This window comes from Rodentibacter haemolyticus (assembly GCF_015356115.1).
Taxonomy (GTDB): Bacteria; Pseudomonadota; Gammaproteobacteria; order Enterobacterales; family Pasteurellaceae; genus Rodentibacter; species Rodentibacter haemolyticus.
The window spans coordinates 265383-279021 of the sequence record NZ_CP063056.1 but is presented as its reverse complement, the minus strand read 5'-3'; the positions used below and the strand labels follow the sequence as shown (position 1 = coordinate 279021).

11 protein-coding genes and 1 riboswitch are annotated in these 13639 nt (G+C 40.6%); of the genes, 4 read left to right on the top strand and 7 right to left on the bottom strand.

Features of this window, described 5'->3' with window-relative positions:
• Positions 1 to 81: 81 nt before the first annotated feature.
• Genes mrcB through erpA form a run of 3 tightly spaced genes read right to left on the bottom strand, consistent with a single transcriptional unit; the run spans position 82 to position 3166 of the window.
• The gene (gene mrcB, locus IHV77_RS01380) at positions 82 to 2457 is read right to left on the bottom strand and encodes a penicillin-binding protein 1B (protein WP_194812385.1); all 2376 of its coding nucleotides are present in this window, start codon (positions 2455 to 2457) and stop codon (positions 82 to 84) included.
• A gap of 6 nt (positions 2458 to 2463) precedes the next feature.
• Positions 2464 to 2817: a YacL family protein gene (locus IHV77_RS01375; RefSeq protein WP_194813188.1), complete on the bottom strand. Its 354-nt coding sequence runs from the start codon at positions 2815 to 2817 to the stop codon at positions 2464 to 2466.
• A gap of 4 nt (positions 2818 to 2821) precedes the next feature.
• Positions 2822 to 3166, bottom strand: coding sequence for an iron-sulfur cluster insertion protein ErpA (gene erpA / locus IHV77_RS01370; RefSeq protein WP_194812384.1), 345 nt, complete (start codon positions 3164 to 3166; stop codon positions 2822 to 2824).
• A gap of 129 nt (positions 3167 to 3295) precedes the next feature.
• Between erpA and map the strand changes: the two genes are divergently transcribed.
• Positions 3296 to 4102 (top strand): type I methionyl aminopeptidase, encoded by an 807-nt coding sequence (gene map / locus IHV77_RS01365; protein ID WP_194812383.1) that lies wholly within the window; start codon positions 3296 to 3298, stop codon positions 4100 to 4102.
• Between the two features lie 185 nt (positions 4103 to 4287).
• Positions 4288 to 6879 carry a bifunctional uridylyltransferase/uridylyl-removing protein GlnD gene (gene glnD / locus IHV77_RS01360; RefSeq protein WP_194812382.1) on the top strand — a complete coding sequence of 864 codons (2592 nt, stop codon included), beginning with the start codon at positions 4288 to 4290 and terminating at the stop codon, positions 6877 to 6879.
• Between the two features lie 239 nt (positions 6880 to 7118).
• On the opposite strand, the gene IHV77_RS01355 is transcribed toward glnD, so the two are convergent.
• On the bottom strand, positions 7119 to 7337 hold the full coding sequence (locus tag IHV77_RS01355) for a YdcH family protein (RefSeq protein WP_194812381.1): 219 nt from the start codon (positions 7335 to 7337) through the stop codon (positions 7119 to 7121).
• Between the two features lie 250 nt (positions 7338 to 7587).
• Here IHV77_RS01355 and serS point away from each other — a divergent pair, with 250 nt between their 5' ends.
• A complete protein-coding gene (gene serS, locus IHV77_RS01350; RefSeq protein ID WP_194812380.1) occupies positions 7588 to 8877 on the top strand; it encodes a serine--tRNA ligase in 1290 nt (429 codons plus the stop codon).
• Between the two features lie 43 nt (positions 8878 to 8920).
• Here the strand turns inward: serS and aroA are convergent, their stop codons facing one another.
• The 3 genes from aroA to IHV77_RS01335 form a co-directional block, all read right to left on the bottom strand.
• On the bottom strand, positions 8921 to 10219 hold the full coding sequence (gene aroA, locus IHV77_RS01345; protein WP_194812379.1) for a 3-phosphoshikimate 1-carboxyvinyltransferase: 1299 nt from the start codon (positions 10217 to 10219) through the stop codon (positions 8921 to 8923).
• On the bottom strand, positions 10219 to 11055 hold the full coding sequence (gene purU / locus IHV77_RS01340) for a formyltetrahydrofolate deformylase (protein WP_194812378.1): 837 nt from the start codon (positions 11053 to 11055) through the stop codon (positions 10219 to 10221). The genes aroA and purU overlap by 1 nt, the downstream gene beginning before the upstream one ends.
• Positions 11056 to 11135: 80 nt before the next feature.
• Positions 11136 to 11543, bottom strand: a complete 408-nt coding sequence (locus IHV77_RS01335; RefSeq protein WP_194812377.1) for an H-NS family histone-like protein — start codon at positions 11541 to 11543, stop codon at positions 11136 to 11138.
• Between the two features lie 216 nt (positions 11544 to 11759).
• Positions 11760 to 11930, top strand: a riboswitch (Lysine riboswitch).
• A 55-nt stretch (positions 11931 to 11985) separates the two neighbouring features.
• On the opposite strand from IHV77_RS01335, the gene IHV77_RS01330 reads away from it, so the two are divergent.
• The gene (locus IHV77_RS01330) at positions 11986 to 13506 is read left to right on the top strand and encodes a Na+/H+ antiporter NhaC family protein (RefSeq protein WP_194812376.1); all 1521 of its coding nucleotides are present in this window, start codon (positions 11986 to 11988) and stop codon (positions 13504 to 13506) included.
• Positions 13507 to 13639 lie beyond the last annotated feature (133 nt).

Sequence of the window (13639 nt, the reverse complement as noted above, 5' to 3'; positions counted from 1 at the left end):
TATTACATTAAACCCTCGAATTTCGAGGGTTTTTATGTTTCTTGTATTCGTTGAAAATCTCCGATTTTGACCGCACTTTTGCTATTCGGGTTTTGCCTCTGTTATCGGCGCTTTGTCTAATATATCCCATAGACTGCCTTTTGGTGCTTCGGTAGCGGTGGAGATGGGTTGAACCGTGGTTGTTACGGACGAAGTAGTGCCGGTTGATGATGAACAGAAATTTTGTCCTTTATTCGCCCATACTGGGATTGTACGATTGCTGCTGCAATCCCAGCCACCGTATGTGTTGATACCAATCCATTTTATATCGGTCGGTTTTTGTAATTTTAATTTTTCAATGTAAACCCGGTTGAGGTAATCTTTGTAAATCTGTAGTGCGCCGGAGGCACCGGTGAGTTTGGTTTCTCCGTTATCGTCCCGCCCTAGCCAAATGGTGCTCACATTTTTTCCGTCAATCCCGACAAACCAAGTATCGCGTGCATCATTTGTCGTACCGGTTTTCCCTGCAAGATGTAGATTTGCATAGTCATTTTGTAGGCTGCGGGCTGTTCCTCGTTCAACGGTTTGTTGCATCGCAAATAGCGTTTGGAAGGCGGCTTCTTGCGGTACGACTTGCTTTGCTTCTTTACTATGTTGATAAATCAGGTTGCCTTGGCGATCGGTAATGCTATCTACCGTGGTCAATTCAATTCTTCCGCCTTGATTGGCGATAGTTTGATAGAGCTTTGTGACATCATAAGGGGAAATAGTGTAGGAACCAAGCAACATTGCCGGTACTTTGGGAATTTCTATATTATCCCAGCCCATTGCTTTTTGTGTATTAATTACATTGCTCAAACCTACTTTCATACCGATATTGACAGTCGGAATATTCAAGGAGCGGGCAAGCGCATCCATCAGCATCACAGAACCGCTGTATTTACGATCGTAGTTTCTTGGTTGCCATGGAGGGCTGCCTTTTATGTTGATAGTAGTCGGTTGGTTATTGATTGGTGTGTTTAAACGGAATTGTTCGGGGTGAGTAAGTGCGGTCAAATAAACGGAAGGTTTGACCAATGACCCGATTTGACGTTTTGCCATTAACGCACGGTTGAAACCGGCATATTGGGTTTGTAAACCGCCGACAATAGAACGAATTTCACCGGTGCGGTAATCCGCCACAATCATCGCACCTTCTAAGTAAGGATTTTTCGTTTGTACTTGCAGTTTGGAAACCGTGTTCACCACGGCGTTTTCAGATTGTGTCTGCTGTTTTAGATCCATTGTGGTGAAAATGCGCGCACCGAGTAAACCGGACATTTTGTGTTCGCCAAGCTGACGGCGTAAATCCGTTTGTAAGGTTTGAATAAATGCCGGATATTTGCGTGAAATTTGCCCTTTGGTTTGCACACCGAGAGGGCGTTTGCTGAGCAATTCATAAAGCTCATCTCCGATCATTTTGTGATCAAGCATCAATTTTAACACTACATTACGGCGTTCCAAGGCATTTTGCGGATTGCGCCACGGATTATAAAGAGAGGGTCCTTTCACCATTCCAACAAGTAAAGCGATTTGATCGAGACTAATTTCTCGAATGGAACGACCGAAATAGAATTGGCTGGCAAGTTCAAAACCGTGAATTTGCGTATCGCCGTTTTGACCGAGATAAATTTCGTTGAGATAGGTTTCAAGAATACGGTATTTATCATAACGCCAATCCAGCACAAGTGACATTAAGGCTTCATTGGCTTTACGGGTAATGGTTCGCTCGCTGGATAAAAAGAGGTTTTTTACTAATTGCTGGGTTAATGTACTTCCTCCCTGCACGGTTTGTCCTGCTCGAATATTGGCGATTAAAGCGCGCATAATGCCGAGCGGATTGATTCCGTTGTGTTCATAAAAACGGCGGTCTTCCGTTAAAATAAGGGCATCGATCAGTAGGCGGGGGTAATTTTGCAAAGGAATAGCAAGACGATCTTCATTATCTGATTCTAACATTGCGATCAGTTTCGGAGCTAAACGAAATTCATCGACTGCTTTTACATTAACCAAATCTTCAATTCGGCTTAGTTTATTATCCGTGAAACGTAAGCGTAAGACTCGCTGAGGTTCCGGTTTATCAGGGAAAGGGAAAGCTCGGCGTAATACAACAATGGTATCTTCTTCTAATTTGAAATCACCCGGTGCTGCGACCATGGTGGTTTGACGATATTCGTTATCAAGCAAGATTTGGACGACTTCATCAAAAGCCGGATTATCGGAAATTTTGACACTTTCTATGCGGCTATAAACTTCTGCCGGTAAACGCCAAATTTGCCCGTCCATTTTTGAACGAATTTGCCAATCTAAATAGCCACCGTAAAATATCGTCAACACGCTTGCCGTAAAGCCGGCTTTGAGCAAAAACATTTTGCAGGCGTGGCGTTTATTCGGCTTAGTTTTTTGATTTTTTTCTTGTTCGTTATTTTCGGTGGTCATAGTCGGTTAGGCAATAAGATCAACGTAGGCTTCAAGAAAATGAATAAAATCCTGCGTGCCGCAAAAAGCGATGCTTTCCTCGTCATAGTAATGGAAATCCTCTTCCAAAATTTCATCGGATTCTATAGCAAGATTATTGGCGCGCACCATTATTTCATCGGCGTTGAGATACAAGGTATATTCGGCTCCGATTAGGGTTTCTTCTTGATTTTCAGCGAGTTTTCGGGCGATAGAAAGTGCGGTCAAAATCGCTGCCGGATTTGACCGCACTTCCGTATTAAACCAGTTTGCAAGGGCAATGTGTTCCATCGAACATTTAACAGAAACATTCCCCGAGTAAGCGGTAAATTGAAAATCCATATTTTTAAACGCTGAATGACGAACCGCAACCGCAGGTACTGGTTGCATTCGGGTTGTTTACTACAAAACGTGAGCCTTCAAGTCCCTCGGTATAATCCACTGTGCCACCGATAAGATATTGTAAACTCATCGGGTCAATCACAAGTTGTACGCCGGATTTTTCAATAGTCAGATCGCCTTCATTTACTTTTTCATCAAAGGTGAAACCGTATTGGAAACCGCTACAACCACCACCGGTGATATATACGCGTAATTTCAGATCGTTATTTTCTTCTTCACTAATCAAACTTTTGACTTTGTTGGCGGCTGCATCGGTAAAGGTGAGCGGCACGGCAATATTATCTGTCATATTTTATTTTTCCACTTTCCTAAAAATTAGTGAGGTATTATCCAATAACCGACTTACTCATTCAAGATTTTTCATGGAAATCCTGCTATACTCTGCAGCATATTGTTTGTAAACACAGAGAAGATCATTATGTCTATCCCATTAAGAACCGAAGAAGAAATAGTAAAATTACGTGAAGCCTGCAAACTGGCTTCCGATGTGCTGGTGATGATTGAACCCTATGTAAAACCGGGGGTAACGACAGAGGAACTTGATCGGATTTGCCACGAATATATGGTAAACGAACAAAAAGTTATTCCCGCCTGTTTAAATTATCACGGTTTTCCGAAAGCAACCTGCATTTCTATTAATGAAGTGGTTTGTCACGGTATTCCAAGTAGAGATAAAGTCCTCAAAAACGGGGATATTGTGAATATTGATGTGACGGTTATCAAAGACGGCTACTTTGGCGATAATTCTAAAATGTACATCGTGGGTGGTGAGACCAACATCCGTAGTCAAAAATTAGTCGAGGCGGCACAAGAAGCATTGTATGTGGGGTTGCGCACGGTGAAACCGGGCATCCGTTTAAATGAAATCGGTAAAGCGATACAAAAATACACTGAAGGACAGGGTTTTAGCGTAGTTCGGGAATATTGCGGGCATGGTGTAGGTACGGAATTTCATTGTGAACCCCAAGTTTTGCATTATTATGCCGATGACGGTGGTGTTATTTTAAAACCGGGAATGGTATTTACCATTGAGCCGATGATTAACGCAGGTAAAAAGGAAGTTCGACTAATGGGGGACGGTTGGACGGTAAAAACCAAAGATCGTAGCCATTCCGCACAATATGAGCACCAGATCGTCGTAACCGAGACAGGCTGTGAAGTGATGACGATTCGTGATGAAGAAATCGCAGAAGGACGAATTTCACGGATTATGGTGAATAGTTAATTGAACTTACCGATAAAGCTCACATTTGTGGGCTTTTTCTTTATAGTGAATTAAAAAATTAATGCCTAGTACATTGCTAGCTCGTCGTGCTGTTTTTGTTTTGTCTTCGACTTGCCGCTTTGTGCCCATTTTCATTTAATTCACTATATAATGTGTTCCACGATTTTCTATATTATTGAAACAATATGCTTTTCCCTTTTGAAATCATTTCACCCTTAACCCCAAGTGCGGTCAAAATTCAACGTGAAAATCTCAAGCAATTTGAATTGGCGCATTTTGCGGATTTTTCCATTTTTGCACTCATCGAAAATCGCAGTGATTTTTATGATGCGTTGTTAAATCAACTATGGCAAGACATGGGGTTGAGTGAAGTCTCTCAACTCGCATTAATCGCCGTAGGCGGTTATGGACGCAAGGAAATGTTTCCATTATCCGACTTGGATTTTCTTATTTTGTCGGAACAGTCGCTTACGGTGGATATGGAAGAAAAAATTGAGCAATTTGTACGATTTTTGTGGGATAGCGGTTTTGAAGTCGGGCATAGCGTGCGTACGCTTACACAGTGTGAAAGGGAAGGTAAACAAGATATTACGATTGCAACGAATTTATTGGAAGCCCGATTTCTTGCGGGAAATCAACCGCACTTTGAGGTGCTTCAGGAACGGGTGAAACGTGCTGATTTTTGGTCGAAGGAAGCGTTTTTTAATGCGAAAGTGCAAGAGCAAACCGAACGTTATCATCGCTATCACAACACCGCTTACAATCTGGAACCGGATATTAAATACAGTCCCGGCGGTTTGCGTGATTTGCATCTATTGTATTGGATTGCATTGCGCCATACCGGTGCGTTGACATTAGAGGCGATTTTGCAGAGCGGGTTTATTTATCCGCAGGAATATCAACGCTTACAAGAAAGCCAAGCCTTTTTATTTAAAGTGCGGTTTGCTTTGCATTTAATTTTGAAGCGTTATGACAATCGTTTGTTGTTTGATCGCCAAATAAAAGTGAGCGAATTATTAGGTTTCACGGAAGAGGGTAATCAGGGGGTGGAAAAAATGATGAAGCGTTTTTTCCAAGCGTTACATCGTATTTCGCTGATTAGTAATTTATTAATCCAAGATTATCGCGAACGTTTTCTTTCAACCCATTATGATGTCTTTATTCATCAATTGGATGATGATTTTGAATTAGTGAATGGTAGCTTATGCTTGCGCAATTCGGATTTATTCTTGCAAAGCCCCGAACGTATTTTAGATTTATTCTTTTATCTCACACAATTTGAACGGGCGATAATTCATCCCACGACTTTACGAAAACTACAACTCGGTCTTGAACAGTTTCCGCAGAAATTATGCGAAATAGCGGCGGCTCGTGAGAAGTTTTTACGATTATTTAATCAACCGAATGCAATTCAACGGGCTTTTGTTCCTATGCACCAATATGGCGTATTAACGGCTTATTTAAGCCAATGGCAGGCAATCGAAGGCTTAATGCAATTTGATTTATTCCATATTTACACGGTAGATGAGCATACCTTGCGGGTGATGTTGAAACTGGAACGTTTTTTGCATAAGGAAAGTAAAATCGAACACCCGATTTGCCATCAAATATTCAGTCAATTTTCTGACCGCACTTTACTTTACCTGGCTGCATTATTTCACGATATTGCAAAAGGGCGAGGGGGAGATCATGCAGAACTGGGTGCGGTGGATGTGGTGGAATTTGCCGAATTACACGGCTTTGATCGGCGTGAAATTGACACCTTGAAGTGGTTGGTTCAATCCCATTTATTGATGTCGATCACCGCACAGCGTAGAGATATTCACGATCCTGAAGTTGTAATGAAATTCGCAGAAGCGGTACAAAATCAGGTTCGTTTGGACTATTTAACTTGCCTTACCGTTGCGGATATTTGTGCGACGAATGCCACACTCTGGAATAGTTGGAAACGGTCGCTTTTTTCTTCTTTGTATGATTTCACCAAGCAACAGTTTAGCCAAGGTATGTTGGAATTGTTGGATTATTCGGAAAAATCGGAAGAAAATCGCCGCTTAGCTTGGCAAATTTTAACGTCGGATTCGGCCATCTATTCGGAGACGGCCATTCAAACTTTATGGGCGCGTTGTCCGGATGAATATTTTTTACGTAACACACCGAAACAAATTGCAGGGCATACCGCATTACTGATTGATTTTTCAGGCGAATTGTTAGTTAAAATTACCAATCGTTTTGCTTTGGGCGGGACGGAAGTCTTTATTTACTGTCAAGATCAACCACATCTCTTTAATAAAGTGGTTACCACCATTGGCGCAAAAAAATTCAGTATTCACGATGCACAAATTATTACGACACAAGATAGTTATGTGTTCGATAGCTTTATCATTACGGAACTAAATGGTGATTTGGTGAAATTTGATCGTCGTCGTGAGTTAGAAAGCGCATTAATGCTGACGTTACAAAGTGAAATGCGTCCAACTTTATCCCTTCCGGTAAATCGTCAATTGCAACATTTTTCGGTAAAAACCGATGTGCGCTTCTTGCGTGAAAGTAAAACGGAACAGACTGAAATGGAATTGATTGCTTTAGATAAACCCGGGTTATTAGCCGAAATAAGCCGAATTTTTAGCGATCTTAATTTGAATTTATTAAATGCCAAAATTACTACCGTAGGCGAAAAAGCAGAGGATTTCTTTATTCTAAAAAATCAAGAAGATAAAGCCTTAACTTTGCAAGAAAAAGAAAACTTGCGTGAAGTGATTTACCGGAAAATTCGATAAAAGAAAAAAGTGCGGTCAATTTTCGGTATTGTGTATTGGTCGCACAAAGGAAATTTTATATCCGATATTTATCGGAGGTAGGGTGCGTTAAGTTTTGCGTAACGCACCGTTTCATCATTAAGCTATTGTTAATCTGTGCGTTACGGCTTCGCCTAACGACAGCCTACAATGATTTGTGCTAGTGTTGCATAATGCTGTCAATTTTAATTGCACTTTATCGCGATATAACACCGCACTTTTTATTCGATCGCTTTCTTCTTCAAATAAGCGTAAAGTTCGTCTTTAATTCGTAATTTCTCTTTTTTTAAAATCTCAATTTCAGTGTGAGTTGCAAGCTGAATGTTTTGCTCTTTATTCTGAATATCATGATCTAATTCATTATGCTTTTCAAATAAGCGATCAAAATAGGCATCGTTACTTTTTAGTTTGGTGATTAATTCTCTAAATTCTGGAAACATAAACAGGCTCCTGTGGTTACTAAAACTGTCTTTACTTTACTCTTTTTACAAAAAATTAATAGAAGTGAAACACAAAAATTTGAACCGGATCACAAAATAAAATTGAGGTTTCGGTATGGTTAAAAGTGCGGTCAAAAAATTTTTTGATTTTTATAAAATCCTTGTTTCTATGGGCTTTTAACTGGTTTATTTTATTAAAGCACGTTAGAATAGAGACATTTTTCATTTTAACGAAGACGAAGGAAATCCAATGATCGATCCAAATTTACTCCGCAATAATTTGGCGGAAACGGCTGAAAAATTAAAAATTAAACGTAATTTCATCCTTGATACGGAAAAATTAGTAGCGTTGGAAGAACAACGCAAAGCACTTCAAGTAAAAACCGAAACCTTGCAAGCGGAACGTAATACACGCTCAAAAGCGATTGGGGCGGCGAAAGCTCGTGGTGAAGATATCGCCCCGTTATTGGCTGAAGTGGATAATATGGGCGAGCAGTTAAATGAAGCGAAAGTACAACTTGATGCGGTACTTGCGGAAATCAATCAAATTGCGTTAACCATTCCGAATCTTCCGTCGGATGAAGTGCCGCTCGGTAAGGATGATAGCGAAAATCTTGAAATTTTACGTTGGGGTACGCCACGCACCTTTGATTTTGAAATTAAAGATCATGTAACTTTGGGGGAGAAAACGGACGGACTGGATTTTGCCGCCGGTGCGAAATTAGCCGGTGCGCGTTTTGCCGTGATGAAAGGACAAATTGCGAAAATGCACCGTGCGTTAGCTCAATTTATGTTGGATCTTCATACCGAGCAACATGGTTATTTAGAAACTTACGTGCCTTATCTCGTGAATCACGCAACCCTTTACGGCACAGGACAATTGCCGAAATTCGGTGAAGATTTATTCCATACCAATGCATTGGAAGGCGAGCAACCTTATGCATTAATTCCAACAGCGGAAGTGCCGGTAACAAATTTAGTGCGTGATGTGATTATTGATGAAGCGGAATTGCCGATCAAAATGACGGCACATACCCCATGTTTTCGTTCTGAAGCCGGTTCTTATGGGCGGGATACCCGCGGTTTAATTCGTATGCATCAATTTGATAAAGTGGAAATGGTACAAATTGTGGATCCGGATAAATCAATGGAAGCCTTAGAAGAATTAACCTCTCATGCGGAAAAAGTATTGCAATTATTGAATCTGCCATACCGAAAAGTGTTGCTTTGTACCGGTGATATGGGATTTGGTTCTTGCAAAACCTATGATTTAGAGGTGTGGATACCTGCGCAAAATACATACCGTGAAATTTCTTCCTGTTCAAATATGTGGGATTTCCAAGCCCGTCGTATGCAAGCGCGTTGTAAAGCGAAAGGCGATAAGAAAACCCGTTTGGTGCATACTTTGAACGGTTCCGGATTAGCTGTTGGTCGCACGTTGGTGGCTGTACTTGAAAACTACCAAAATGCTGACGGTTCAATTACCGTACCGGAAGTATTAAGACCCTATATGGGCGGATTAGAAGTGATCGGAAAGTAGCACGGAAGTTAAGATAAAAGAGCGGTTGAAATCAACCGCACTTTTAGTTTCTTACACAAATTTCCTCAAACTTTTCAAAGAATGTCGGAAAGGTTTTCGTAGTGCATTTTGGATCGAGAATATTAACCGGTGTGTTGGAAAGTGCTATCAATGCAAAACACATTGCCATACGATGATCATTATAGGTTGCGATATCCGCTAGTTGAAATTTTTCCAATGGAAGCGGTTGAATACGAATAAAATCTTCGCCCTCTTCGACTTCTGCCCCGACTTTACGCAATTCGGTTGCCATTGCCGATAAGCGGTCGGTTTCTTTTACCCGCCAATTGTAAATATTGCGAATAACGGTTTCACCTTCGGCAAAAAGTGCTGTTGTCGCAATGGTCATTGCCGCATCGGGGATATGGTTCATATCCATATCTATTCCCTGAAGTTTATCGTGTTCCGCTTGAATGAAATCTTCTCCCCAAGTGATACGTGCGCCCATTTTTTCGAGTACGTCTGCAAATAAGCGATCTCCTTGAATGGAGTTTTTACCGATTCCGGTAACGATCACTTTGCCTTTAATTGCACCGGCTGCTAAGAAGTAAGAGGCTGAAGAAGCATCACCTTCAACCAAATATTTGCCCGGTGAAATATAAGATTGATTACCTTTAATACGAAATATTTGGTATGCCTGATTTTCTACTGTCACACCAAAATCTTTCATCATTGCGAGCGTAATATCAATATAAGGTTTAGAAACCAAATCACCCACAATTTCTATTTCCATATCATTTTCAGCAAGCGGTGCAGCCATTAAAAGTGCGGTCAAAAATTGGGAGGAAATTGAACCGTCAATTTGTATTTTTCCGCCTTTAAGCCCTGTATTGCGAATAGCAAGAGGCGGGTAGCCCTCGTTTTCCAAATAACGCACATCCGCACCGGCTTGACGGAGCGCATCAACTAAATGAAGAATCGGACGCTCTTTCATTCGTGGTTCACCGGTAAGAATCACTTCTCCGGTCATTTTACCTTTTAGACAAAGTGCCGCCGTTAATGGGCGCATTGCTGTGCCTGCATTCCCTAGAAAAAGTGAAAGCCCATCTTGAAGATTAAATGCACCACCTAAACCTTCGATTTCACAAATTGTTTTATCGTCGGATAGTTGATAATTGACACCCAGTGCTTTCAGCGCATTTAACATATGACGAATGTCATCGCTATCAAGCAAGTTTGTCACTTTAGTTGTCCCTTTAGCGAGAGCGGAAAGAAGGAGGGCACGATTCGATAAACTTTTCGAACCGGGTAAATTAACCGTCCCCTCAACCGCACTAACAGGGGTCAGTGTGATTTTTTCCATTACAACACCACCGTTTTATTTTTATAGACGAAAATTCTGTCATATAAGGCGAGATCTAACGCTCGGCTTAATACGGTTTTCTCGACATCTCGGCCTGCGCGCATCATTGCATCGGCACTATAAGTATGATCTACGTTAATGACATTTTGCATAATAATCGGGCCTTGATCTAATTCATTGTTAATGAAATGTGCCGTTGCACCGATAATTTTTACACCGCGCTCGTAGGCTTGTTGATAAGGTTTTGCACCGATAAATGCAGGCAGGAAAGAATGATGAATATTTATCACTCTGTTAGGATAACGTTCTACAAATTGAGGATTTAATACACGCATATATTTCGCAAGAACAATATAATCGGGTGCGTATTCGTCAATTTTTTCCGCAAGCAGTTGATCATGTTCCACTCGGGTTAATCCCTCATGGCTGACACAATGGAATGGAATATCAAAACGTTCGACCAATTCACGTAAATTGTTATGATTGCCAATGACGGCAGCAATTTCCACATTTAATGCGCCGTAATAATTTTTCATCAAAATATCACCAAGGCAGTGAGCTTCTTTCGTGACTAAAATGACAATTCGTTTGCGCTGTGTACCGATTAATCGACAATTTGTGCCGCTAGGTAAACTATATTTTAAATCTTCAAGTAGGGTTGTTTCATTAAAAATTCCTTCAAGCTCGGTACGCATAAAGAAATGTTTTGTTTCAAAATCTACAAATTCATTATTGTGTAGAATATTAAGTTGATGTTTGTAACAAATGTTTGTAATTTTTGCAATTAAGCCTTTATCATCCGGACAATCGGTAAGAAGAATCTTTTTTTCAATCATAGTATTAAAGTTGTGCTTTTTATAATAGATAAAAAAAGAGAACCCATATTTATACTATGGGTTCCGGAAAATGAGATAAGTTAAATTTCGAAGTCAGACAAAGACTTACCTGCGTCTAAGGCTCTTTGGATAACGCTTGGCGTACGACCTTGACCCGTCCAAGTTTTTTGTTCACCGTTAACATCGGTATATCTATATTTAGCAGGAAGCGGTTTACGTTTTTTACGCATTACGGAAGGCGCCACAACATCAATAATCGCTTTTAATTCTTCGGGCGTGATTCCTTCTTTTTTCATTAATTCTTTATATTTTTCAATACGTGCTCTACGCTCAATTTCAGCTTGTCGAATTTCTTCCATTTGAGCGCGTTTTTCGGCAACCGCTTCTTCAAATTTTTTTAATGAACTTTCCGCTTGTTCTAAAGTTAAATCATTTACAACGGAACGAATACTGCGAAGATTGGTAAATACTTTAATTAGATTAGTCATAATAAACTCCATGTGGTGTTACGATATAAATCCAGCGCCGGCTATAGTAACGAAATAAATCAAAAACGTAAACCTTAAATTTAAATAAATACTCAAATAAACAAAGTCTTGAATATGTATCGTAAAGCTTATTTGAACGTTAAATTAAGGTTGAAGTGAAAAAGAAACAGAATTTACTAGATTTTTTCTATATTTTCCTGTAACTTCAAATTCCCTATAAAAAGTAGAGGTGCGACCACTATAAGTATTTTTTCCGAGCGGATAGCGATGACGAAAAATGAAAGGAGTGGTTGCCGAAATCAGTTAAAAGTCGTTTTGACTGGTTGGTAGCGTATCTGAAAGGAACGTTACTGTCATAGTGATTAACTATGGAGCGCTACGGTTAGGCTGGCCATTTCAGGTTCATTTTCTGCCGTTCCTCCATTATTTTAGGTATAACTTAATGGAACTTATCGATTATTCTTCTTCAATTTGGTCTATCGTACCTGCGTTGTTAGCGATTATTTTAGCGATTGCGACACGTCGTGTTCTTCTTTCTTTAAGTGCCGGTATTTTAATCGGTGCATTAATGCTTAACGGCGCATCAATTTTATCTACATTAACTTATTTAAAAGACAATATTTCCGCATTGTTTTATAGCGATGGTGAAATTAATTCAAATATGAATATCGTCTTATTTTTAATTTTGCTTGGTATTTTGACCGCACTTTTGACCGTTTCCGGTAGCAATCGTGCTTTTGCCGAATGGGCTCAGAAACGAATTAAAGGGCGGCGTGGTGCGAAATTACTTGCCGCCTCATTGGTATTTATTACTTTTATTGATGATTACTTTCATAGTCTTGCGGTAGGGGCGATTGCCAGACCGGTTACGGATCGTTTCAAAGTCTCACGTGCGAAATTAGCCTATATTTTGGATTCTACCGCTGCACCAATGTGTGTCATGATGCCGGTTTCAAGTTGGGGAGCTTATATTATTACCCTTGTGGCAGGTTTATTGACCACTTATTCCATCACGGAATATACGCCGATGGGGGCTTTTGTGGCAATGAGCTTAATGAACTTCTATGCGATCTTCGCCTTATTGATGGTATTTTTTGTCGCTTATTTTTCTTTTGACATCGGTTCAATGGCGCGCCATGAAAGAGCGGCGATGGAAGGTGAGGTGAGAACCCAAACGGAAGAGCTAGGCGTTCAAGGTAAAGTTCGCAATTTAGTATTACCGATTTTGGTGCTGATTATTGCAACGGTTTCAATGATGATGTTCACCGGTGGTCAAGCGCTTGCCGAAGCAAAAACACCATTCTCCGTATTAGGTGCATTTGAAAATACGAATGTAGGCATTTCCCTTGTTGTGGGGGGAGCAAGCTCGGTCATTGTTTCAACGATTTTAATTGTGTTGGGCCGCCAAGTGAGCGTGTCGGAATATGGGCGCGCATGGGTGCTGGGAATTAAATCTATGCTCGGTGCGATTGCAATTTTATTTTTTGCTTGGACAATTAATAAAATCGTAGGGGATATGCAAACCGGTAAATATTTATCCTCTTTGGTTTCCGGCAATATTCCGGTTCAATTTCTACCGGTTATCTTATTTATCTTAGGTTCGGCCATGGCATTCTCAACGGGAACGAGTTGGGGAACTTTCGGCATTATGTTACCGATTGCAGCGGCAATGGCAACCAATGCCGCTCCGGAATTAATGCTACCTTGCCTTTCTGCCGTAATGGCAGGTGCAGTATGCGGAGATCATTGTTCCCCGGTTTCCGATACAACGATTCTTTCTTCCACCGGGGCGAAATGCAACCATATGGATCATGTTACAACACAGTTGCCTTATGCGTTAACGGTTGCCGCAGCAACCTGTGTGGGTTATATCGTGGTAGGTTTTACCGAATCGGGTATAGCAGGATTTATTGCCACCGCGATTTCTCTCATGTTGCTCGTTTTTATGGTAAAAAAACGCTAAAAGGCGATATATTAAGCGCATAAAATTGAACATTGTTTGCAGAATGCGATGTATATTCAACAGATAAAAAGTGCGGTCAAAATCATTTTGACCGCACTTTTGCGATCGTTGCATAGTAAAACTCTCGATTTAA